The following is a 22,921-nucleotide window of genomic DNA, read 5'->3' as shown; positions in this document are numbered from 1 at the left end:
ATAGAACCGGCAAAGCAAAATAGATTATTTTATGTCGGATATTTGTAAGCCAAATAGCTCTTTCACCTTCTCTTCAAAAGGGGCCAATTCCTCATTGGAAGCACCGCTGTCACGTAGCTTATTTAATAATTCGACGTACAGCGCCATTTTCTCATTGCTTAAGAAGTCAATCTTACGATCATCAAAAGGAACATGTACAACATTAACACCAGCTTGCTTAAACAATTCAATAGCATACTCGTTGTTTTTGTAATCCGTTGCGTAATATAAATTATGAATTCCTGATTGAATAATAGATTTTGTACAAGGTAAACAAGGAAAATGTGTCACATATAAATCTGCTCCATTTGTTGATGTGCCATATTTTGCACATTGCAATAATGCATTTGTCTCTGCATGTACTGTACGAACACAATGGTTGTCCACAACGTAACATCCTTTGTCGATACAATGATCATCTCCAGAAATCGAACCGTTATAGCCCCCTGCAATAATACGTTTATCACGCACGATTGTCGCACCAACAGCTAATCTTGTACATGTACTTCTTAATGCTAATAAATGGCTTTGTGCCATGAAAAATTGATCCCAAGTAATACGCTCCATATGAATGCCTCCTGAATAAATCGTTCTACTATAAATTTAGCCATAACCAACTAGAACCGTCAATGGATCATTTATTGAACGGTAATAAAGTCTCGTAAATTTTCGAACGTTTTATCGCCTATTCCCGTGACATTTTTTAAATCTTCTATCGTTTTGAAAGGACCGCTGTCATCACGATAACTTAAAATCGCTTTTGCTTTTGAAGGTCCGACACCATTTAAAGTCATTAGTGTTGCTTCATCAGCCGTATTTAAATTGACCTTATCTGACTGACTGCCAGTTTGACTACCACTACCTGTTTGAGTAGAAGGGGTGGGAGTCGATTGTTGATCACTAGCAATGGCTTGTATTTCCGAAGGTTCTTCACCTATTTTGGGTACATAAATAACCATTTCATCTTGCAACCTTTGAGCATGGTTGATACTTACTGAATTAGCATTTTTTGAATAGCCTCCAGCAAGTAAAATTGCGTCAATCACTCGACTGTCTGCAGATAATGAGTAAACACCAGGGTTTTTGACTGCACCTTTGACATCCACAATTATGGATGTATCCGCAATAATACCTTGTGACTCTTGTTGCTCTGTATTTAATGGTTCTTCCACTTTTGTTTTTTCTGGGATTGTTTCGAAAATGTCGGTTTGGGGAGTGTCCGACTGGTTTTGGGAGAAGTAGAAATAAAAAAAGCACGACAAAATCAAGATCCCTGGGAGGAGATACTTTTTGCCATACTGCTTCAAAAAAGAAGGAATTAGTCCGCACCATCCTTTCTTTTCAGAAGGCATAACATACGAAGCTAATTCCATATTATAGTATTTTTTAGTAATTGAAAAGAGATTATTTCACAGCGTGGAAGAATAATCGTTCAGATTCTGCTTCTGGTGCTTCTTCCGTAAAATCTGCTGTAATTGACACATTAGAAAATCCAGCGTCACTAAGCCATTTAACGTATTGCTCAACAGGAAATGTACGTTGGTAATGGTACTCTTCAAATCGTTCGAAAAGTTGCTCATTTGCTTGTACGTAAAACGTCATATCATGGTGCACTGAATGCGTAGCTTCCCCTGATTCTGTTTCCCAAATATAAGTAATTTCTCCGTCATCATACGTAAATGGACCATCTAAGAAAATGACATCCATTTTGAATAAAGAATGAACATCAAAGAATAAATGACCACCATCACAAAGTGACTCATAAATGCGTTCAAATGTAGCTACCACAGCCTCTTCATCTTTTAAATAGTTCAAGGAATCAATTGGAATCGTAACAACATTTAAATCAGAAAACCCATCTAGCTCGTCCATTGATTGACAAAACAATGGAATAGTTAGTTGTTCTTCCATAAAGCGTTCACTTGCAATCGCTAGCATTTCTTCCGATAAATCGACACCACTAACAGCATATCCTTGTCGTGCAAATTTTGCAGCCGTTACGCCCGTACCACAACCAACATCTAATAATTTTGGTGCAGTTGTGCTCGGTGCATGTTTCACTACCCAATCTACATACTGATCATACGGGATATCTGTCATTAATGTATCGTATACTTCGGCAAAACGCTGGTAACTACTCATAGCTCATCAACATCGACGAATGGAGCATCTCCCCATAAGCGTTCCAAGTTATAAAAAGTACGTTCATCACGGTGGAATACGTGTGCCACAACATCACCCATATCTACTAATACCCAACGAGCTGCGTCAAAACCTTCTATACGTTTTACTTCATAGCCTTCTTTATGTGCTACATCTACCATTTCACGTGCAATTGCTTGCACTTGACGATCAGAATTGGCATGACAAACGATAAAATGATCTGCTAATGGTGAAATTCCTTGCATATTCATTACGATGATATCCTCCGCACGTTTATCGTCTGCCGCTTTATATGCAAGCTGTAGTAAAGTTTTAGTCATTCTTTCACTTGTCCTCTCTTTAACATCAAATCGTTATAACATTTGAATGAATCCGGAAATACCGGTTGATTTTTATTTATTAAAAACATGATGGAATGACGTATACACGCAATCATCACTTCGTTTAAATCCTCATCTTTTGCAGCAGCACGTAAGTCTTCTACACCAGGATATCGACGATTTGGTTCTATCATATCTGCAATATAGACAATCTTCTCTAAATCGCTCATCCCTTTACGTCCTGTTGTATGGTAGCAGATAGCGTTTAGTATGTCTTGATCATCTATATTAAATTCTTTTTTCGCAACATAAGCTCCCATTGGTGCGTGCCAAAGTTCATGATGGTATTTCAATAGAGTCGGATCCATCTCTTTATCGATAATTTTCGATTTCATCCAATCTCGATCAGCATACTTGCATGAATCATGAAGAATTGCTGCAGTTTCTGCTTTTCTCGGATCGCTCCCAAAGCGTTCTGCCAATGTAATTGCCGTTTCAGTAACACCAATTGTATGGATATAACGTTTTTCGGGCATACGGTCTTTCATCGCTAATAATAATTCATCGCGTTCCATATAACCCTTCCTCTCGTATATACTGTTCAACTTCTGTTGGTACTAAAAAAGTAATTGTGCGATTTGTCTGCACCCGCTCACGAACTATAGTTGAAGATAACTCAATAAGTGGCGCATCTATTATTTGCACGGGGTATGTTGTTTCTGCTTTCGAATGAGGACGTTTAACACCAACGAACTTCACAAGCTCCAGTAGTTCATCAATTTTATACCAGTGATCAAGCATATCTATCATGTCGCCACCGATAATAAAATAAAATTCACAGTCTGGTTCACTTGCAGTGAGCTTCCTCATCGTTTCATACGTATATGAAATGCCACCACTCTCTATCTCAAAAGGCTCAAGTTTAAAGTGCTTATTCGAAGCAATAGAAAGCTCCGTCATTTTCAGACGGTCTTCAGCAGTGGCATCGTTAGTCGTTTGCTTATGAGGTGGTATGGCATTAGGCATGAACCTTACTTCATCCAGACCAAGTGCATCATATACTTCATTTGCCATTATTAAATGTCCAATATGAGGTGGATTAAACGTACCACCTAATAATCCAATTCGTCGCATAAAACCAAATCCTTATTTAGATTTTGGTAATTCAATACGTTTGTTATCACGAGATTCTTTATATAATACAACTGTTAATCCAATTAATTGCACAAGTTCTGCACGAGCACCTTTTGCTAATGCTTCTGCTACTTCATGTTTATCTTCTTCACAGTTATCTAAAATACGAATTTTCATTAATTCGCGTACTTCAATTGCTTCTTTAATATGTTTGATTAATGCGTCATTCACTCCGCCTTTACCTACTTGGAAAATTGGATTTAAGTGATGTGCTTCCGCACGTAAAAAACGTTTTTGTTTACCTGTTAACATTATTTCCTCCTAATTGTTCCGTTAACGACTCTTTCATAGAAGTCGTATTAGGGAACTGTCCTAACCAATAATTAAATGCTAAAGCACCTTGATGAACGAACATTCCTAATCCTGTCACCACGGTTGCCCCACGTTGTTCTGCCGCCTGTAAAAAAGGCGTCATTAAAGGATTATACACAATATCCGCAACAATTGCTTTAGTTGAGAGCTGATCTAGTTCAAATGGCAGTTGTAATGTACCATTTTTTAGACCAGCTGGTGTTGTTTGAATTAAAATATCATAATCACCTAAAGTTGCTTCTGCTTCCTTCAGTGAAATTGCATTTGCACTACTACCTAACTCCTTACAGATTAGTTCTGCATTCGCTACAGTGCGGTTGGCAATCGTAATCGTTTGATAACCAGTGTGTTTCAGCGCAAAGGCAATACCTCTCGCTGCTCCACCAGCTCCAATTAATAGCACACGGCCATCACGGTGGGCGTCTCCAATTGCCTCTTCTAATGAACGCACAAAGCCAAGACCATCTGTATTATAGCCTTTTAACTTGCCATCCGCTTGTCGAACAACCGTATTCACAGCACCCATTTTTTCCGCCATTGTATCAAGCTCATCTAGATATGGGATAATCGAAGTTTTATGTGGGATCGTCACATTCCAGCCACTTGCTCCAAGCATTTTCAAAGAACTTATAGCTTCTTCTAATTGCTCAGATAACACATGGATTGGTAAATAAGCTGCATCTAAATTTTCTGCTGAGAACCACTGATTGTGCATTGCTGGAGACATCGAATGCTCGATAGGGTCTCCAATAACTGCAAACCATTTTTTCATATCAAAATCCTCCTAAATAAGAGATGGACGAATTTGAACTTCCACACCTTTAGGAGCATATGCTGCAATGACAACATTTGCATTTTGAACGGTAATCCAACCTAAACCAGAAAAGACGATATCTGTTTTTGCTTCTTTAATAGAGAATTCATAACGCACTAATTCTGGCAATTGATCGATATACTTTTCAGAAGGTGGAGCTAATAACTCACCTCTATGGGTTTCATATAAGTCATCTGCTTTTTCTAATTTTGTACGATGAATCTGTAAATCATTTGCAATATGAACAGTGAATGCAGCACGAGCACCTTGTATAAAATCAAAGCGTGCTAATGCTCCAACAAATAGTGTTTGGCCTTCGTTCAATTGGAATACTTTTGGTTTTATTTCTTTTTTCGGCATAATATATTTAAGTTCAGACGGGTCTAAATAATGTGCCATTTGATGATGATTAATAATTCCTGGAGTATCAAAGATTGCTTTACCATCCTCTAAAGGAATTTCAATCATATCTAAAGTTGTCCCAGGGAAATAAGATGTTGTAATCACTTCTTTTTCACCTGTTGCTTGTTTAATAATACGGTTGATAAAAGTTGATTTACCAACATTCGTACACCCAACTACATATACGTCTTGTCCACGACGATATTCATCGATAGCAGCCATTGCTTCTTGCATGCCCATTCCTTTATGTGCACTAACAAGCATAACGTCAATTGGTTTTAAACCTAATTTCTTTGCCTCTTGCTTTAGCCAGTTAACAACTTTTTGTTTTTTCACTGACTTTGGTAGTAAATCTGCTTTGTTTGCAATTAATAATACAGGGTTATTGCCTACAAAACGGTGTAAGCCCGGTAACCAGCTTCCATTGAAATCAAAAATATCTACAATTTTAACGATTAAGCCATTTTGTTGACCTAAACCGTTTAAAATACGTAAGAAATCATCATCTGTTAATGCTACCGGTTGTAATTCATTATAATTTTTCAAACGGAAGCATCGTTGACAGATGATACTTTCCTTTTCAAGAGATGAAGCCGGTGCATAACCTGGCGCTTTTGAATCGTCTGTTTGAATAATTGTTCCACAGCCGATACAATTTGGCATTTCATTCATTTATTTATTCCTCCCAAGTTTTGACACCATGTTTTTTCAAATAATTAAAGACACGTCTTTCGACCATGCGATTAAAGCGTGTGACAAAGCCATCAGATAGTGCAACTGGCTTCACAAGAATAGTGTGTATGCGAAGACGATTTCCACCAAGGACATCCGTCAGCATTTGATCGCCTACCATGACAACTTCATGTCGCTGCATATTCAGTCTTTTTAAAGCTCGCTTAAATGCATTACCCATAGGCTTACGAGCATTGAAGATATATGGTAGCTCTAAAGGATCTGCAAATGCTTTTACACGAAGCTCTTTGTTATTTGAAACGATCATTACTTGAATACCCGCTTCACGAATAGTTTTCAACCATTCGATTAGCTTTTCAGTCGCATCTGGACGATCCCATTCGACAAGTGTATTATCCAAATCTGTAATAATTCCGCGAACACCAAGTTGCTTTAGTTTGTCAGGTGTAATTTGATAAATCGATGTGACAAATTCTTTTGGCATTAAAAAGTTATACAAATCATGTTCCCCTTATCTATCATAGTCAACGTTATTTAGTGTTTGCTCACTAAACTAGACGTATTCTCTTTAATTCACTTTATCGATTATAACATATGTGCGAACGCTTCTCCCACACGAATCCGTCCATCTTTCACAACATTTTCAAGGAATGCCGCACGATTCTTTTCAAAAATCATGACAACAGTCGAACCGAAAGTGAAATAACCAACTTCCTCGCCTTTTTCCCAAGTGTCAGACGTATTCGTCAATTGAATAGAATTTACGAACATTGCGCCAACTTTTATCACTTCGCAATGTACGCCACTACTCGTTTTTAGCTCTGTAACACTACGGTAATTGCCAGAAATCGGTTTATTACCATATGTAAGACCAGTGCCGTTAACTGGATATGACTTCGCACCAAGTGTATATTGGCGAACAACTTTCCCATCAATCGGACTATGAATACGGTGATAATCTCTAGGACTTAAGTAAAAGACAATGTATTGACCATTTTCAAATGTTTTCGCATGCTCTTCCTTACCTAAAAGATCAACTAAATCATAGGTTTTCCCTTTTACAAAAAACGATGTATTATTTTCTATCGTTCCAAACGATTCAATTTTTGCATCAACAGGACTTACATACATTTCTGGATTATGATCAATTGGTCTTGCTTCTGATACGAGCTTACGTGTGAAGAAATCATGTAAACTCGTAAAAGATTGCATGTTTTTTGAAACCTCGCCCGTTTCAATATCGTATATATCAATATAGGACGGTATTATCTTCTTACTTATAGCCGATGTGGTAAAGCGTTTTAAAAGCACCGAAGACCATTTACCATTCGTTAGTTCAATCGCTTTTTGATAAAGTTTTTCTTTCATCATGCATTGTCCTCCATTCCAAAAAAGATTTACGGAAACTTATAAAAGAAGTATAATGTTCTAATACTGAATAACAAAGGAGTGTTGTCCATTGTTTTTACTTCACATGGTGGATACCACAGTTAAAAAAATGAAATCACATTTAGCAAACTTAATCACTATTGGAAATCTATCTTTTGGTGGTGCGTCAATTATGGCTACCATCAATGAATCATACGAATACAGTGTGTTATTTATTTTTATAGCTGCCCTGCTAGATCGCTACGATGGAAAAGTAGCACGAAAATATAACCAGGAATCGGCATTAGGTAAACAACTTGACTCGATGAGTGATATTATATCATTCGGCGTTGCCCCTGCGTTATTAATGTACGAAGTGGTGTTAAGCCAATTTGGTACAGTAGGAATGGTAGTGACTGTCATGTACATGGCTTGCGGCGCATTTAGACTAGCCCGTTTTAACATTACAGAATCAAATGGCTTTTTCACTGGCCTGCCTATTACAGCTGCAGGTGCTATCTTAACTGCCTCATTCTTTTTTATATCTATACTTTCAACGGTATTTTACATGTTTTTGTTCCCGATTTTATCTATTTTAATGATTAGTACCTTTTCTTTGAAAAAAGTTTAATGAAATTGAAATGTCTAAAGCGTCCAATTAAATTGGGCGCTTTTTTACGTACTTAGACAACCACAAGCTGTCATATATTGATGAACGATGACAGAAAGGATGTCTGAAATGAGTACATTATTAACAGCCATCATCCAATTTTGGATGGAGATTCCCTCAATTGTCGGCTATTTGAAAGGTCAGGCGTTCCCTCAACCATTTTCAAAGGAAGAAGAGGCCCTTTGTTTGGAACGCTATTTAGCAGGCGATGAACAAGCGAAGCTCGAGCTTGTCGAAAGAAATATGCGTCTTGTCGCCCATGTCGTGAAAAAATTTCATCCGAAACACGAGCAACTTGATGATTACATTTCTATCGGTACTATTGGTTTAATGAAAGCTGTTAGTAGCTTTACACCGGATAAGAAAACACGCCTAGCTACTTATGCCGCACGCTGTATTGAAAATGAAATACTGATGTTCTTAAGAGCTCAGAAAAAAGTACAGAAGGATGTTTCTTTATATGAACCAATCGGTACAGATAAAGACGGGAATGCATTAGAAATTACAGACTTACTGCAAAGTGATGAACGACCAACTGATGTACAGATTGAGCAACAGGAGGAAGAACAGCATTTATATAGACATCTCGATAAATTGGATGAACGGGAACTTGAAATTATTCAAAATCGATATGGACTAGGTACCTTTGAACCTTTGACTCAAAAAGAAATCGCAAAAAAACTAAGTATTTCGAGAAGTTACGTTTCTCGTATTGAAAAACGAGCATTAATAAAACTCTATCAATATTTTAAACATGAAAAAAACTCCCTCTGAGAGGCATCTCAGAGAGAGCTTACTAGTTATTTAAGTTAGTCAGTTGTTTCAGCTGTAATAATTAAACTAGCAATTGCTGTAATCGCCATTGCTCCTGCCATTAAAAATACCATGCCAAGTCCCCCTAACATCCCTAGATTAATGTGTAGCATCCCTACAACTATTTTACCATTAGGATGTTATTTAGATCAGATGATATATGAACAACTTCTGTCAAATAATAGGCGTAATTGTGAACATTAAAGTTTTTCAATAACACGTAAAACGATTTCAGTTGAATGTTTTGCAGCCACTGGTAAGAATTCCTCAAAACTAATATTCGATTCTTTACCTGCAATATCAGATAACGCTCGAATAACGACGAATGGTGTACCGAATTGATGACATACTTGCGCTACTGCTGCCGCTTCCATTTCAGCAGCCTTCATTTGTGGGAAATGGCTTCTAACAAGCGCTACACGTTCAGGATCGTTCATAAATGAATCTCCTGTTGAAATAAGCCCAGTTGCAAATTGATGCTCTCCAAGCTCTGCTACGGCTTCCTCAGCTACTTTACGTAGCATCTCATCCGATTTAAAAGCAGCAGGCATTTGTGGTACTTGACCCATTTCATAACCGAAGATAGTAGCATCTACATCATGATGACGTACCTCATCAGAGATAACAACAGCTCCAACTTCTAAGTTCTCATCAAAGCCACCTGCTGAACCTGTGTTAATCACAACATCAGGTTTAAATTGGTGTAACAAAATTGTCGTAGACATCCCTGCATTGACTTTACCAATTCCACTTTTAAGTAAAATAACATCATGCCCTTTATATGTACCTGTTGTATATTCACTATTTGCGATTGTTGTTGAAGTTGTATTTTCAAGAGTTGCACGTAGAAGTTCTACTTCCTCTTCCATTGCACCAATAACTGCGATTTTCATATTTCTCCGCCTTTCTTTTTTCGACACTTCTTTAAACATAAAACAAAAGGCGTCCATCCGTCAAGAACGAGGATGACGCCTTTTCATTTTCTTAAAAGAGTTTATTGATTTGCACTTGGTAAAGTCTTTAGAACTTCCATTTTCGTTGGTTTCCATCCTTTGTTTTTTACCCATTTCATATACACACGGTACTTATCTTTTTTATCCTTTGAAGAAACAGTCCCTATTGCCGTATCTGGACTCCCACCATTTTTAATAAACCAAACAATCATATCATCTTCATTTAGACCAGTTGTTGAAGCCAGTGTTGTGACCTTCTCTTTCCAGTCTATTGAATTAGAATCGTAACTAGAATTATGCTGTGCACCTGATTCCTTTTGAGCTGTAGCAGTTGGTTTCCAGTTAGAGTCTTTGATGACTTCTTTGACAATAGGATCATCCGAATCTTCTTTTTTCGCTGTTGAGCTATTTGTTTTATCTTCTGATGAATTTGAGTTGTTATCTGTAGAAGTGCTACTATCAGTTTGTGTTTGATCTACTGAGTTATTACTCTCTGTATCTTCTTCCGTACTAGTAGTATCATCTACATTATTATTCTCTTCGTCATTGTCTTCCGTTTCAGTTGGTTCTTCCGGTTCTTCCGGTTCGTCTGACTCATCTTCCTCTTCTTCTGCAGGTTGTTTAATAACAGGTTTTTCTTGCTGTATTTTATCCGTCTCTTTTGCAGTGTCTTTGTCGTCGGATTTGTCACCTAGTATTATCATAGTCGCTACTACAAGTATAAGTAGTACAACGACTCCTATTAGTCCATTTAATAATTTATCCATTTTTTTCTTTTTATCTTGTGGTCGATTAGGTTGTGGGTTGTATCGACGTTTCGTCTCAGCCATTTTGATTCCCCCTATATAAAATCTCTATTATAGAGTAACACGAATTGTTTCATTGTCCCAAACAAAAAAAGCTTATCCATTTAGAATAAGCCTTTTTGCATAATCATTTTATTTGATTGTGATGATACGTACGTCCATGTCTCCACCAGGCGTAGTAACTTTTAACTCTTCTCCAACTTTACGGCCTAGAAGACCTTTAGCAATTGGTGAGTCATTTGAAATAAGACCTTCGATAGGATCTGCTTCTGCTGAACCTACGATTGTGTAAGTTTCTTCATCGCCATCTGGAAGTTCTAAAAATGTAACCGTTTTACCAATTGCAACAAAGTCATTACTTAATTGGTCTTCTGTGATGATAACAGCATTACGAATCATTGCTTCAAGAATCGTAATACGACCTTCAACAAATCCTTGTTCATCCTTCGCTGCATCATACTCAGAGTTTTCAGAAAGGTCACCGAAACTACGAGCTATTTTAATACGCTCTACTACTTCTTTACGTTTCGTTGAGATTAAGTACTCTAGTTCATCTTGTAATTTCTGTTTACCCGCTGTTGTCATTGGGTATTGTTTTTCATTTGACAAAGTATTTCACTCCTTAGATAATTCACTACTTAATAAAAATACTATGCCGCTTCTATGAAAAGAATGCGACATAGTTTTTATGAAAATATTGCCAATCCATAAATATCATATTACACAATAGTTTCAGATTCAAGAATTGTTTTAATTTTTGTAACCATTAAATCGATTGCCACTTCATTTTGACCACCCTCAGGGATGATAATATCAGCATATCGTTTTGTAGGTTCGATGAATTGATTGTGCATTGGACGAACAACAGATAAGTATTGGTCAACGACAGAATCGATTGAGCGGCCACGCTCATTTATATCACGAACTATTCGACGGATAATACGTAAGTCAGAATCAGTATCCACAAATAATTTAATATCCATTAAATCACGTAGACGTTCATCTTCTAAAACTAAAATTCCTTCTAAAATAATTACATCCTGTGGTTCGATGTGAATTGTTTCTTTTGCACGTGTATGTAGAGCATAGTCATACACTGGTTTTTCTATAGCTTGTCTATTTAAAAGACGTTTGACATCTTCAATTAATAAATCTGTGTCAAAGGCATTTGGATGATCATAGTTTGTAGATAAACGTTGCTCAAACTCTAAATGACTTTGATCTTTATAATAATAGTCTTGTTCAATAACAACAACTGAGTGTTCTTTAAATACATCATGGATAGCATGTGTAACACTCGTTTTACCTGAACCCGAACCACCGGCAATCCCAATTACAACAGGACGTTTTTTACTCATTATCGGGTCTCCTTACGCATCATATTATGTGGGAATAATTCTTGTTCACATTTAAAGCGAACAATTTGTAACGGATGACGTGCTGCGTCTAGTGCATTGCCGTCCTCATCCCAAACTTCATCTAGTGTTACTCGGAAATTTTCAATTTCAGGACCGAAAAATTCCACTTCTTCACCTGGTTTGAAGAAGTTACGTTGTTGCAATGTAACCATTTTTGTTTCTTTATCATAATCAAGCACCATACCGACGAAATCATATTTCGTTTGTTTACCATGCTCTCCAAACATTTGTTGCTCGTAACTTGGCTCTCCTTCAAAGAAAGATGAGGCCGTTTCACGATTTGCACATTTATCTAATTCTTCTAACCAAGCTTTATCGATTTTGAAGTTATCTGGGTCTGCACAGTATGCGTCCATAACTTTACGATATACGCTTACCACGGTTGCTACGTAATGAATGGATTTCATACGACCTTCTACTTTTAATGAATCGATACCAAGCTCAATAATTTTAGGAATAGATTCGATTAGTTTTAAGTCTTTTGGACTCATGGCAAATGCTTCATCGTCTTCAGTAAATAATGGTTTTTCAACGCCATCTTCTACTTCATATAAGTCATAATCCCAACGGCATGATTGACAACAACCACCGCGGTTAGAATCCCGTGCTGTCATATGGTTAGATAACACACAACGTCCACTATAGGCGATACACATCGCACCATGAACGAACGACTCGATTTCGATATCCACTTTTTCTTTCATAAGTTTGATTTCCTCAGCACTTGTTTCACGAGCCAATACAACTCGGTGTAAACCTTCTTCTTTCCAATACTGTACTGCCTTCCAGTTGGATAGAGATTGCTGTGTACTTAAATGAATTTCAATCTTTGGTGCCACTTCACGACATGTTTCAATAATGAGTGGATCTGCCACGATGATACCTGTAATACCTGCTGATTCCAGGTCACGTAAGTATTCTTCAAGACCGTCCATGTTTTCATTATGAGCAAAGATATTTGTTGTGACATAAATTTTAGCGCCATATTTCTTTGCAAATTCAACACCTTCACGCATTTCGTCAATGGAGAAGTTGCCTGCATTTGAACGTAAACCAAATTCGCGTCCGCCGATGAAAACAGCATCTGCACCGTAGTGTACAGCTATTTTTAATTTCTCTAAGCTACCTGCTGGTGCCAATAATTCAGGTTTTCGCACGATGACTCTTTTGCCATCAATGATTTCGCTGATGCGATCATTTTGTATTATTGTCAAAGTGAACCTCTCCTTTCTTAATAGACTGTTTCCTTAAAGTAGAATCCAGTATCTAATGGACGAATTGCTGGTTGAATTTCTTCAATTTTTGCTAATAAGTCATTTTTAATATCGAAATAACTGTCAGCTGATTCCGCATAAGCATCGATTGCTTTACGGTAACATTTTGTCACAGTAACAACATATTCAGGTGATTGTAGCACACCTTCAATTTTAAATGAATCAATTCCCGCTTCAAATAACTCATCTAATTCATCAATAATACATAAATCATTCGGACTGAAAATGTGCGTACCATTTAAATCTTCATAAATTGGATATTTGTTATTACGTTCGTCATCATGTAAAAACATATTACGATTTTCTTTACGGTTTTCAACTTCCATTGCTTTATCTTGATATAAGAAATAGTTACCCAGTAATGAACGTTTTGATTGGAACATACAAGTCATACCATGAACTTGTACTTCGATTTCAAATTTTGTGTTTTCTTTAATTTCAATTACTTCATCCATGCTTAACTCTCGAGCTAAAACTGTACGCGTTGCTCCACGTTTGCCCCAATAGTCAGCTTGGAACCAGTTTGTTGCAATAGTTTCCGGACTCCAATGTAGCGGAATCGTCACTTCTGCTTCACGTCGCGCAATAATCATAGCAGGATCGCCAAAAACGATTGCATCTACGCCAATTTCCGCTAATTTTCGCATATATGGTGCAAGTGCGTCTACTCTGTCATTATGGAAAATAGCATTCATCGCTACATATACTTTTTTTCCTGCTGCATGAATTTTCTCAGTTGCTGCAGCTACTTGTTCTATTGAAAATTCACCTGCTAAACGTAGACCGAATTGTTGTTCACCTATTAAAAAAGCATCCGCTCCAGCTTGGATGAGTGCTTCAACATGCTCAACAGATTGTGGTGTAACGAGTAATTCAGGTTTCTTCATGAATGGTCACCTCTTTATACATATCAATAAACCGTCCCCTACTGGGAAGAATGTGGATTTGTAATCAGGATGATTAATAATCCAGTCTGCAAAATGATGTAGGTTACGGATCATTGTTCTTTTTCGTCTTGGTACTTCTTTCATATCTAAATCTGATAGGCCATGCATGTACATATTATCGATATATAGTATACCGCCAGAACGAACTAGGGGACTATATTTGTCGAAAAAGCGTTGGTACTGACCTTTTGCCGCATCAATAAAAACAGCATCAAAAGTCGGATGATTACTTTCCACATCCACTTCTAACGCATCCCCTTCAAGTAACTCAATATTCTCTTTAGCAACCGATTGTGCGATAAATTGTTTTGCATGTTGAATGCGTAGGGCATCACGTTCAATCGTCACAACCTGGCATTGTGGTAATGTCTCTGCCATACGAATAGCGGAATAGCCAATGGCTGACCCTATTTCTAATATAGATGATGGCTGTTGTATACGCAGCATTTGAAGCAATATCTCGATTGCAGGTAATTGCATAATTGGTACATGGTTCTCTTCAGCGAAGCGTTCCATTTCCATTAGCAATTCTGATCTTGGTTGGATGAAGGTTTGAATATATGAATCCGAAATGTTCATACTTTCATAGCTCCTTAAGTATCAAAAATACACTTTATATTATCATGAAAATAGAAGAAAAGCGAGTAGTGCTTTTCTTCTACAGTTTGTTACTTAATATATTTGTCAACATTCTTTAGATGTTCTTCGTACTTTTCAGCGAAATGATTGATACCATTTTTATCCGCTAAGAAATACAAATATGGCGTTTCAGCAGGGCTAATTGCCGCATCTAATGATTCTTTACCTGCATTGGCTATCGGTCCTGGTGGTAATCCCTTCACTTTATAAGTGTTATAAGGATTATCTACCTCTAAGTCTTTATATAAGACACGATCCTTATGCTCACCTAATGCATACAAAACTGTCGGGTCTGTTTGTAAAGGCATACCCGCTTCAAGTCGGTTATTGAAAACACTTGCGATTGTTTCTCGGTCAGTTTTAGCAGTAGCTTCACGTTCAAGTAATGAAGCAAATGTTAAAAATTCATGAACAGACATACCTTTTTCTTTTAACTGTTCACTATATTGCGTTACAACCGTATTTGTTTGAGCAATCATTTGATCTACAATTTCTTCTAAAGTAGGTTCTTCTTCAAAGAATGCGTAGGTCGCTGGATATAAATATCCTTCTAACGCGTAACGAATCTTTTTGTTACTTACTTTTTTCGTAATCAGTTCTGGATACTTAGCTTTCATCTTCTTAACGAAAGATTTGCTTGTTACAAGCTTCATAAATTCATCTGATGAGTACTGTGTACTTTTAGCAACGCGATTACCAATTTGATCTATTGTCAAGCCTTCTGGAATGATAAGAGAGAAAGCTGGCTGACGATATACCTTACCTGTTTTCAAACTTTGAATAATTTCATCGATTGTCATTGATTTTGTTAATTTATACGACCCTGCTTGGAACTCTGATTCATTTTTAAACTTTGTGTAGTATTTAAAAACTTTAGCATCTTTAATGATGTTCTTTTTCTCAAGCGTGGTAGCGATAGAATCGAGATTAGAACCAATTGGCACTTCAACCTTCACTGTCTTGTTAGAATCAGGATCAACAGGTTTTAATGCACTAGATACATAAAAATACACGCTCGTACCAATTATGGCTGTAACAATAATAACGATTAAAGCAATAATGAAAACAATTTTCCGAACGGTTTTTACTTCTTTTTTATGTTCTTTCATTTTCTCTAACATTGCTTTTTTTTGAGATTCCTGGTCCACTAGCTGTCCTCCTATTACCTATCTAAACTATTATCATAAATAAAAAGCGGAATGAAAAAAACCATTCCGCTTTCATAAAGGCTTACAGATTACTCTTCACCGAATTCAGCGTCAAGCGTGTTCAATACTTCTTCAACCATATCCCACTCTTCATCTGTTTCAATTTCTTCAATCGATTCAAGTTCACCGTCTTCTGATAATATAGTTTTAGCAGCGAAAACTTCTACTTGTTCACCTTCTGCAACGCCCTCTTCATAATAAAGAACGTATGATTGTTCAGTAGCATCTACTGAAAATTCATAAAGCACGGCATATGTGTGTTCGTTGCCTTCTTCATCGATTAGATGGATATGTTTGTGATCGTGTTCTTGTTCATTTGACATGCTTTTCACCTCTTGTTTAAATTAAAAATTATTCAGCGTCGATATCTTCATCAAGCTCATTTACAACTTGCTCGATTAAATCCCATTCAGCTTCAGTTTCGATTGGTGCTAATTCACCGTCTTGACCATCTTCAGAAGGTGTGAATGCTGATGCAAAGATTTCTACTTCGCCTTCTTCATCTTCAGTACCAATTACGTAGTAAAGTACGTAAGATTTACCGAATTCTTCTGAGTCAAATGTATGAAGTACTTCACACAATTGTTCGTTGCCCTCTTCATCTACCACTGTGATATTGCGTTGTTCTTGTTCGTTTTCGTTTGTCATAATATATTCACCTCATAATTATTTTCGGTCTAAATACCCTTGAAGGATCATAACCGCAGCCATCTTATCAATAACTTTTTTTCGATCCTTGCGACGGACATCTGCTTCAATCAGCAAGCGCTCCGCAGCCATCGTTGTTAGACGCTCATCCCATAATGTTACCTTTAAAGAGAAGGTATCCTCTAACAGCTCTTTATAGCGTTGAGAAGCTTCTCCTCTAGGGCCGACAGTATTGTTCATATTTTTGGGGAATCCAACAACGAATTCCGTTACTCCATATGATTGGACAAGTTCACGAATTCGGTCAATACCAAATTCTTCGTTTTCTTCGTCGATTTTTACAGTTTCAATTCCTTGAGCAGTCCAACCTAGTGCATCACTAATTGCTACTCCAACTGTTTTAGAACCAACATCTAAACCCATTATTCTCATCATTATGCCTCGTTATTCTTTTTAATGTAGAACTTCACAAGTTCTTCTAGTATTTCGTCACGCTCAAGCTTGCGAATTTTGTTACGAGCCTCTTGATGACGAGGAATATATGCCGGATCACCTGACAGCAGGTAACCAACAATCTGATTAATCGGATTATACCCTTTTTCTTCTAGTGCCGCATGAACATGAAGCATAGTTTGCTTTACTTCTTGTTCCATAGATTCTTCGGGAAAATTAAATTTCATCGTTTGATCGAACGAACTCATGCTCAGCACCTCACTTTAAGTTTTTGAAAGTATAAAAAATCTTCTATTCATAGTAAGTATAACGTATTAGAGCTACCTTTTAAATAGATTTTACATAATCATAAACAGATTCAAGCGCTTCTGCAAGTTTAGAGCCATCTTTTGCCCCAGCCATCGCCATATCTGGGCGACCGCCACCTTTACCACCGCATTGTTCTGCTACTTGTTTAACGATATTTCCAGCGTGATAGTTCCCACCAGCTATGTCTTTTGTAACACCTGCAATAAGCATTACTTTATCGCCTTCAGTTGCACCTAAAACAATAACGCTGTTCGTCATTTTTTCTTTTAGATCATCCATTAGTTGTCGTAATTGATTGTTGTCTTTTGCTTCTACTTTAGTAGCAAGAACTGTGACTTCACCGATTTCTTTTGCAGCAGATAAAATGTTAGACGCTTGAGCGTTTGCAATTTTAGAAGATAGTGCTGCATTTTCGCGTTGTTGTTCTTTGTAATCATGTTGTAAACCTTCAACACGAGCAACTAGATCTTTTGGATTAGCTTTTAATAGTGCAGCTGCTTGCTCTAGAATATGTTGCTCTTCTTTTGCTGCAACGAAAGCTGCTTTACCTGTTACGGCTTCAAGACGACGAGTACCTGCTCCAATTCCGCTCTCAGAAACAATTTTAAAGAAACCAATTTGTGATGTACGGTCTACGTGAATACCACCGCAAAGTTCTAATGAATAGTCACCCACTTGTACAACACGAACTACATCACCATATTTTTCACCGAATAAAGCCATTGCACCCATTGCTTTTGCTTCATCGATTGCTTTGTTTTCAATAATAACAGCGATATCGTCCCAAATTTTTTCGTTCACAATTTGCTCAATTGTTTCTAACTCTTCTTTTGTTACTTGACCGAAGTGAGAGAAGTCAAAACGTAAACGATCTGGTCCTACATAAGAACCTGCTTGGTTTACATGATCACCTAATGTGTCTTTTAATGCACGTTGTAAAAGGTGAGTCGCTGTATGGTTTTTAATCGTTTGATTGCGCGCATCGCGATTCACAACTGCATGAACAGCATCTTCAATATGCATTTCTCCAGTTTCTACAATAACTGTATGCAAATTTTGACCGTTCGGTGATTTTTGTACATCTTTAATTGAAGCAGTGAATGAGTCATTTGAGATCGTACCAAGGTCAGCAATTTGACCACCTGACTCTGCATAAAATGGCGTTTCCGAAAGAATAACTAGAACTTCTTCACCTTCAGAAGCTTCTTTCACTTCTTGTCCATTTGCTACTATTGCAACTACTTTTGAATGAGTTGTTAATGTTTCATAACCAACAAATGTACTTTCTTGGTTTAAATTAGCTAATACCTCAGATTGAACATGCATTGAATCGACGTCTTGACGAGCTGCGCGAGCACGGTTACGTTGTGCTTCCATCTCTTTTTCAAAACCTTCGTGGTCTACAGTCATATTTACTTCTTCAGCATATTCTTCTGTTAATTCAACAGGGAAACCATAAGTATCATAAAGGCGGAAAGCGTCTTTACCTGGCACGATAGTTGAGTTTGCAGCTTTTTGTGTTTCAACTACTTCATTAAAAATAGCTAAACCACCGTCTAATGTTTCGTGGAAACGAACTTCCTCATTTTTAATAACACGTTGGATGAAATCTTGTTTTTCTTTTACTTCTGGATAGAAGTCCACCATAATTTCGCCCACAGTTGGTACTAAATCATACATGAATGGTTTTTCGATACCTAATTGTTTTGCGTAACGAACGGCACGGCGTAGTAAGCGACGTAATACATAACCACGTCCTTCGTTTGATGGAAGTGCTCCATCACCTATAGCAAATGCTACTGTACGAATATGATCAGCGATTACTTTAAACGCTTCATCTTTGTTTACATCAACATGATATTTTTCACCAGAAATACGTTCTGTATGCTCGATAATTGGTATAAATAAATCCGTATCAAAGTTTGTCGGTACATTTTGTACAACCGAAGCCATACGTTCTAGCCCCATACCAGTATCAATATTTTGTTTTGGTAGCGGTGTGTATGTGCCATCAGGATTATGGTTGAACTCTGAGAATACAAGATTCCAGATTTCTAAGTAACGTTCATTTTCTCCACCTGGATATAGTTCAGGGTCTGATTCGTCTGCACCGTATGATTCTCCACGGTCATAGAAAATTTCTGAGTTTGGACCACTTGGACCTTCACCGATATCCCAGAAGTTTCCTTCAAGACGAATTAAGCGCTCCTCAGGAATGCCGATTTCATCTTTCCAGATTGTATATGCTTCAGTATCTTCAGGGTGAATAGTAATTGAAAGTTTTTCAGGTTCAAAGCCCATCCATTTTGCATCAGTTAAGAACTCCCAAGCATAGTGGATAGCTTCTTTTTTGAAGTAATCACCGATAGAGAAGTTTCCTAACATTTCAAAGAATGTATGGTGACGTGCTGTTTTACCCACGTTTTCGATATCGTTTGTCCGGATAGACTTTTGTGCATTTACGATACGTGGATTGTCAGGAATAACACGTCCATCAAAGTATTTCTTTAATGTTGCTACTCCTGAGTTTATCCATAATAATGATGGGTCATTAATAGGCACAAGTGGTGCACTTGGCTCTTGTTTATGTCCTTTTTCTTCAAAGAACTCAATATATTTACGACGAATTTCTGCTGCTGTTTGCATTTGCTTATTCCTCCTTTAGACAATAAAAAACCTTCATCCACTATAAAAGGGACGAAGGTTGAAAATTCGCGGTACCACCCTAGTTACAATAGACCGGTCTTGCGTCTATTGTCTCTTCATTAAGCCTTAACGCGGCAAACGACAGGGATTAGCTGTACTCGGGATGAGCTTTCCAAAATGTTTTGTGAAGGTTCTTGCAGCCTAGGAACCTCTTTCTGTGCACATTACATAATGTACTTTTATCCTTCGTAGTTTTAAGCGATATATATATTGTTAGTTACAAATATTCGAAAACACGATTGTCTTCAAATATCGACTCAATCTTATTTTAAAAAAGGTCTTTGTATCTGTCAAATCTCTTCTTCAATAAAATCATAAGGACTAATTCCCTTCATGCCGATTAATGGGTGAATATCTAAATAATTTTCAGTATTCAGAGATTGAGATTCCATGGATAGTTGCTCTTCTTGTGGTATGAAAGTTGATGAATCAGTTGATTCTGACACTTGCGTCAATTCTGGCTCAACAGAATCTTTAACCGCTTCTAGTACTTCTTCTATTTGAAGGCGCTGTGCTAAAGTAGTGTTTCTTTGAAGATCATCTGTTCTTAGCATACCATATTTAAACACATCAATTTCACCACAAAGTATGAGGAAGTTTTTTGCCCTCGTAATTCCTGTATACAACAAGTTTTTACGCAACATTTTAGAATAACCACGTACTACTGGCATAATAACTGTTTGGAATTCACTGCCTTGTGATTTATGAATTGAACAACAGTAAGCAAGAGTGATCTGATTCAAATCACCGCGTTGATAAGTTACTTCAATGCCATCATATGAAGCTACAAGTAAGTCTTGTTTCTCAATTGTCTCATTCGCTTTGATAATGCTAATTACTTCCCCCATATCACCGTTAAAGACATTGCTATTAGGTTGATTGACAAGCTGTAAAATTTTATCTCCAATACGATACGTCACATCACCAAATGTTATTTCCTTACTCTTTTCAGTTTTCTTCGGATTAACAAGTTCTTGAATCATTTTATTAATAGCATCAATACCTGCAGGACCTCTATACATAGGTGCTAAAATTTGCACATCATGAATGGAGAAACCTTTTTTCACAGCACTTGATACAACTTGTTTGATGACATCAGCTACTTGGTCGGAGCTAGCTTGGATAAAAGACCGATCGGATGTTTTAGCAAGCATATTTTGCGGCATCTCGCCTTTTTTCATTTGATGGGCAAGTTCAATAATAGATGAGCCGTCCGCTTGTCTATAAACATCTGTTAACTCAACAGTTGGAATTGCTTTAGAAGCGAGTAAATCTTTTAGCACTTGTCCAGGACCTACAGGTGGTAATTGATCTTGGTCACCAACAAAAATAACTTGGCAATCATCGTTCAACGATTTCAACAACTGGTGAGCGAGCCAAGTATCAACCATCGACATTTCGTCAACTATGATGAGCCGCCCTCCAACTTCCTTCTCCGTTTCCTCTTCCTTTTCTTGCCCCGTGAAGCCAAGTAAACGGTGGATAGTCATCGCCGGTAATTCAGTTGATTCACTAAGACGTTTTGCAGCTCTTCCTGTTGGTGCCACTAACACGATTGGAAAAGGCTCGTCTTTTTCTACATAGTCTTTTGGATTCAAAGTTAAGCCATGAAGCTCTGCATAAACGTCTACAATTCCCCGAACTACCGTCGTTTTCCCTGTACCAGGTCCACCTGTTAATATCATAACCGCTGAGTTAATCGCCTTCTCAATGGCGTCCACTTGCGTTTCTGCGTATGAAACACCAAAACGTTCCTCAGCATCACCGATGAATTTTCGGATTTCAGATGTAGGGAACGCGGATTGTTCAGCATTTTTTTGAACTAACTCTGTAATTTTTGAAGCAATACCAATCTCAGAAAAATACAGAGATGGCATATAGAGTCGTGTTTCTTCACCACAAATTTTATTATCCTCACGAAGTTCGATACAGGCTTTTGAAATCGCCTCAAAAGGAATTTCATATGCCTGACTCATTTCAAGTAGGCTTTTCGCTTGTGGCAAAATATCCTTCGCTTCCATATATACATGTCCCTCTGACAAAGCACCAGCATTTAAAAGGTGTAACACTGCAGCTTTAATACGATCTGGATGATCCCCTGTAATATGTAGTTTAGCCCCTAATTCATCTGCACGTTGAAAACCTACACCTTCAACTTCTTCAATAAGTCTGTAAGGATTTTCTGTTAACAGTTGAATTGTTTCATTTTCATACATTTGGTATATACGCACTGCTAGTTGTGGGCCAAAGCCCCAGTCATTTAATTGGATCATAATACGATCCAACCCTAGATTTTGCTCTAGTACGGAGCGTAATGTCTCTTTTTTATCTTCTGTAAGTCTTGGAATTTCATCAAGCGCATCTGGATTATTGATAATAATTTTAATGGCGTCTTTTCCTAGCTTTTTAACGATTGTCTCAGCGGTTTTATGACCTATTCCTGGGAATAAATCACTCGATAAGTAATGTACGACACCTTGTTCAGTACCAGGAATCTCTTTAACAAAAGTATTAGCTTGAAATTGTATGCCGTATTTAGGATGCTGTTTCAATTGTCCAGTAAAACGATACAACGTTTCTTGAACGACAGACGGAAAAAAACCTGTCACGATAATTTCTTTTTCTTGATATGTTGTATTCGTTTCTTGAATTTTCAACTTAATGATGGAAAATAAATTCTGAGGATTATGGAAGATAGAGACGACAGGCCGACCGACTATAAATAGCTGTTCTTCTTGAAACAATGATACATTTTCAGTCAACGCTGTCCCC

27 protein-coding genes and 1 other annotated feature are annotated in these 22,921 nt (G+C 37.4%); of the genes, 2 read left to right on the top strand and 25 right to left on the bottom strand.

The genetic code is table 11. The features are described 5' to 3' along the window. Nucleotides 1-24: 24 nt before the first annotated feature. The 11 genes from MKY02_RS06075 to MKY02_RS06025 all read right to left on the bottom strand — a co-directional run bounded on the left by MKY02_RS06075 (nt 25) and on the right by MKY02_RS06025 (nt 7,305). On the bottom strand, nt 25-606 hold the full coding sequence (locus tag MKY02_RS06075; protein WP_038187191.1) for a ComE operon protein 2: 582 nt from the start codon (nt 604-606) through the stop codon (nt 25-27). A 71-nt stretch (nt 607-677) separates the two neighbouring features. Further along, on the bottom strand, nt 678-1,211 hold the full coding sequence (locus MKY02_RS06070; RefSeq protein WP_246832116.1) for a helix-hairpin-helix domain-containing protein: 534 nt from the start codon (nt 1,209-1,211) through the stop codon (nt 678-680). A gap of 232 nt (nt 1,212-1,443) precedes the next feature. Continuing rightward, nucleotides 1,444-2,181 carry a class I SAM-dependent DNA methyltransferase gene (locus MKY02_RS06065; protein ID WP_340710805.1) on the bottom strand — a complete coding sequence of 246 codons (738 nt, stop codon included), beginning with the start codon at nt 2,179-2,181 and terminating at the stop codon, nt 1,444-1,446. Further along, nucleotides 2,178-2,522 carry a ribosome silencing factor gene (gene rsfS / locus MKY02_RS06060; RefSeq protein ID WP_038187197.1) on the bottom strand — a complete coding sequence of 115 codons (345 nt, stop codon included), beginning with the start codon at nt 2,520-2,522 and terminating at the stop codon, nt 2,178-2,180. Before rsfS ends, MKY02_RS06065 begins: the two co-directional genes overlap by 4 nt. Next, nucleotides 2,519-3,097, bottom strand: a complete 579-nt coding sequence (gene yqeK, locus MKY02_RS06055; RefSeq protein WP_038187200.1) for a bis(5'-nucleosyl)-tetraphosphatase (symmetrical) YqeK — start codon at nt 3,095-3,097, stop codon at nt 2,519-2,521. The genes rsfS and yqeK overlap by 4 nt, the downstream gene beginning before the upstream one ends. Continuing rightward, nucleotides 3,084-3,656 (bottom strand): nicotinate-nucleotide adenylyltransferase, encoded by a 573-nt coding sequence (locus MKY02_RS06050; protein WP_038187203.1) that lies wholly within the window; start codon nt 3,654-3,656, stop codon nt 3,084-3,086. Before MKY02_RS06050 ends, yqeK begins: the two co-directional genes overlap by 14 nt. Before the next feature lie 12 nt (nt 3,657-3,668). After that, on the bottom strand, nt 3,669-3,968 hold the full coding sequence (gene yhbY, locus MKY02_RS06045; RefSeq protein ID WP_038187215.1) for a ribosome assembly RNA-binding protein YhbY: 300 nt from the start codon (nt 3,966-3,968) through the stop codon (nt 3,669-3,671). Then, nucleotides 3,955-4,800 (bottom strand): shikimate dehydrogenase, encoded by an 846-nt coding sequence (aroE, locus tag MKY02_RS06040; protein WP_340710804.1) that lies wholly within the window; start codon nt 4,798-4,800, stop codon nt 3,955-3,957. Before aroE ends, yhbY begins: the two co-directional genes overlap by 14 nt. Before the next feature lie 12 nt (nt 4,801-4,812). After that, nucleotides 4,813-5,916: a ribosome biogenesis GTPase YqeH gene (gene yqeH / locus MKY02_RS06035; RefSeq protein WP_038187220.1), complete on the bottom strand. Its 1,104-nt coding sequence runs from the start codon at nt 5,914-5,916 to the stop codon at nt 4,813-4,815. Between the two features lie 4 nt (nt 5,917-5,920). Continuing rightward, a complete protein-coding gene (locus MKY02_RS06030; RefSeq protein WP_038187223.1) occupies nt 5,921-6,436 on the bottom strand; it encodes a YqeG family HAD IIIA-type phosphatase in 516 nt (171 codons plus the stop codon). 86 nt (nt 6,437-6,522) lie between these two features. Then, complete coding sequence (locus MKY02_RS06025; protein ID WP_340711680.1) at nt 6,523-7,305, bottom strand: phosphatidylserine decarboxylase; 783 nt, start codon at nt 7,303-7,305, stop codon at nt 6,523-6,525. Between the two features lie 91 nt (nt 7,306-7,396). Here MKY02_RS06025 and pssA point away from each other — a divergent pair, with 91 nt between their 5' ends. Together pssA and sigK are read left to right on the top strand one after the other, a co-directional pair. Continuing rightward, complete coding sequence (gene pssA / locus MKY02_RS06020) at nt 7,397-7,936, top strand: CDP-diacylglycerol--serine O-phosphatidyltransferase (protein ID WP_179078245.1); 540 nt, start codon at nt 7,397-7,399, stop codon at nt 7,934-7,936. A gap of 108 nt (nt 7,937-8,044) precedes the next feature. Next, nucleotides 8,045-8,749, top strand: coding sequence for an RNA polymerase sporulation sigma factor SigK (sigK, locus tag MKY02_RS06015; protein WP_038187226.1), 705 nt, complete (start codon nt 8,045-8,047; stop codon nt 8,747-8,749). A gap of 239 nt (nt 8,750-8,988) precedes the next feature. Here sigK and mtnN read toward each other — a convergent pair whose 3' ends face one another. The 14 genes from mtnN to recD2 all read right to left on the bottom strand — a co-directional run bounded on the left by mtnN (nt 8,989) and on the right by recD2 (nt 22,911). Then, complete coding sequence (gene mtnN / locus MKY02_RS06010; RefSeq protein WP_076034366.1) at nt 8,989-9,681, bottom strand: 5'-methylthioadenosine/S-adenosylhomocysteine nucleosidase; 693 nt, start codon at nt 9,679-9,681, stop codon at nt 8,989-8,991. Nucleotides 9,682-9,782: 101 nt separating this feature from the next. After that, nucleotides 9,783-10,571, bottom strand: coding sequence for a YrrS family protein (locus MKY02_RS06005; protein ID WP_076034365.1), 789 nt, complete (start codon nt 10,569-10,571; stop codon nt 9,783-9,785). Nucleotides 10,572-10,679: 108 nt separating this feature from the next. Further along, on the bottom strand, nt 10,680-11,156 hold the full coding sequence (gene greA / locus MKY02_RS06000) for a transcription elongation factor GreA (RefSeq protein ID WP_038187233.1): 477 nt from the start codon (nt 11,154-11,156) through the stop codon (nt 10,680-10,682). A gap of 110 nt (nt 11,157-11,266) precedes the next feature. Beyond that, nucleotides 11,267-11,905 (bottom strand): uridine kinase, encoded by a 639-nt coding sequence (gene udk / locus MKY02_RS05995; RefSeq protein WP_038187236.1) that lies wholly within the window; start codon nt 11,903-11,905, stop codon nt 11,267-11,269. Then, nucleotides 11,905-13,179 carry a peptidase U32 family protein gene (locus MKY02_RS05990; protein WP_038187239.1) on the bottom strand — a complete coding sequence of 425 codons (1,275 nt, stop codon included), beginning with the start codon at nt 13,177-13,179 and terminating at the stop codon, nt 11,905-11,907. Before MKY02_RS05990 ends, udk begins: the two co-directional genes overlap by 1 nt. Before the next feature lie 17 nt (nt 13,180-13,196). Continuing rightward, nucleotides 13,197-14,126, bottom strand: a complete 930-nt coding sequence (locus MKY02_RS05985) for a peptidase U32 family protein (protein WP_038187242.1) — start codon at nt 14,124-14,126, stop codon at nt 13,197-13,199. A gap of 6 nt (nt 14,127-14,132) precedes the next feature. Then, nucleotides 14,133-14,765: an O-methyltransferase gene (locus tag MKY02_RS05980; protein ID WP_038187244.1), complete on the bottom strand. Its 633-nt coding sequence runs from the start codon at nt 14,763-14,765 to the stop codon at nt 14,133-14,135. Between the two features lie 89 nt (nt 14,766-14,854). Beyond that, a complete protein-coding gene (gene mltG, locus MKY02_RS05975) occupies nt 14,855-15,973 on the bottom strand; it encodes an endolytic transglycosylase MltG (protein ID WP_179078244.1) in 1,119 nt (372 codons plus the stop codon). 89 nt (nt 15,974-16,062) lie between these two features. After that, nucleotides 16,063-16,356 (bottom strand): DUF1292 domain-containing protein, encoded by a 294-nt coding sequence (locus MKY02_RS05970; protein ID WP_038187247.1) that lies wholly within the window; start codon nt 16,354-16,356, stop codon nt 16,063-16,065. Between the two features lie 28 nt (nt 16,357-16,384). After that, the gene (locus MKY02_RS05965) at nt 16,385-16,681 is read right to left on the bottom strand and encodes a DUF1292 domain-containing protein (protein ID WP_038187264.1); all 297 of its coding nucleotides are present in this window, start codon (nt 16,679-16,681) and stop codon (nt 16,385-16,387) included. Between the two features lie 18 nt (nt 16,682-16,699). Beyond that, nucleotides 16,700-17,113, bottom strand: a complete 414-nt coding sequence (ruvX, locus tag MKY02_RS05960) for a Holliday junction resolvase RuvX (protein ID WP_038187267.1) — start codon at nt 17,111-17,113, stop codon at nt 16,700-16,702. A 2-nt stretch (nt 17,114-17,115) separates the two neighbouring features. Then, a complete protein-coding gene (locus MKY02_RS05955; RefSeq protein ID WP_038187270.1) occupies nt 17,116-17,382 on the bottom strand; it encodes an IreB family regulatory phosphoprotein in 267 nt (88 codons plus the stop codon). A 79-nt stretch (nt 17,383-17,461) separates the two neighbouring features. Beyond that, nucleotides 17,462-20,089: an alanine--tRNA ligase gene (gene alaS, locus MKY02_RS05950; protein ID WP_076064904.1), complete on the bottom strand. Its 2,628-nt coding sequence runs from the start codon at nt 20,087-20,089 to the stop codon at nt 17,462-17,464. Nucleotides 20,090-20,133: 44 nt separating this feature from the next. Next, nucleotides 20,134-20,348, bottom strand: a binding site (T-box leader). 91 nt (nt 20,349-20,439) lie between these two features. Further along, nucleotides 20,440-22,911, bottom strand: coding sequence for an SF1B family DNA helicase RecD2 (recD2, locus tag MKY02_RS05945; protein WP_340710803.1), 2,472 nt, complete (start codon nt 22,909-22,911; stop codon nt 20,440-20,442). Nucleotides 22,912-22,921: the final 10 nt, after the last annotated feature.

This window comes from Viridibacillus sp. FSL R5-0888 (assembly GCF_038009105.1).
GTDB classification, from domain to species: domain Bacteria; phylum Bacillota; class Bacilli; order Bacillales_A; family Planococcaceae; genus Viridibacillus; species Viridibacillus arenosi.
This window is presented reverse-complemented; position numbering and strand designations above follow the sequence as displayed.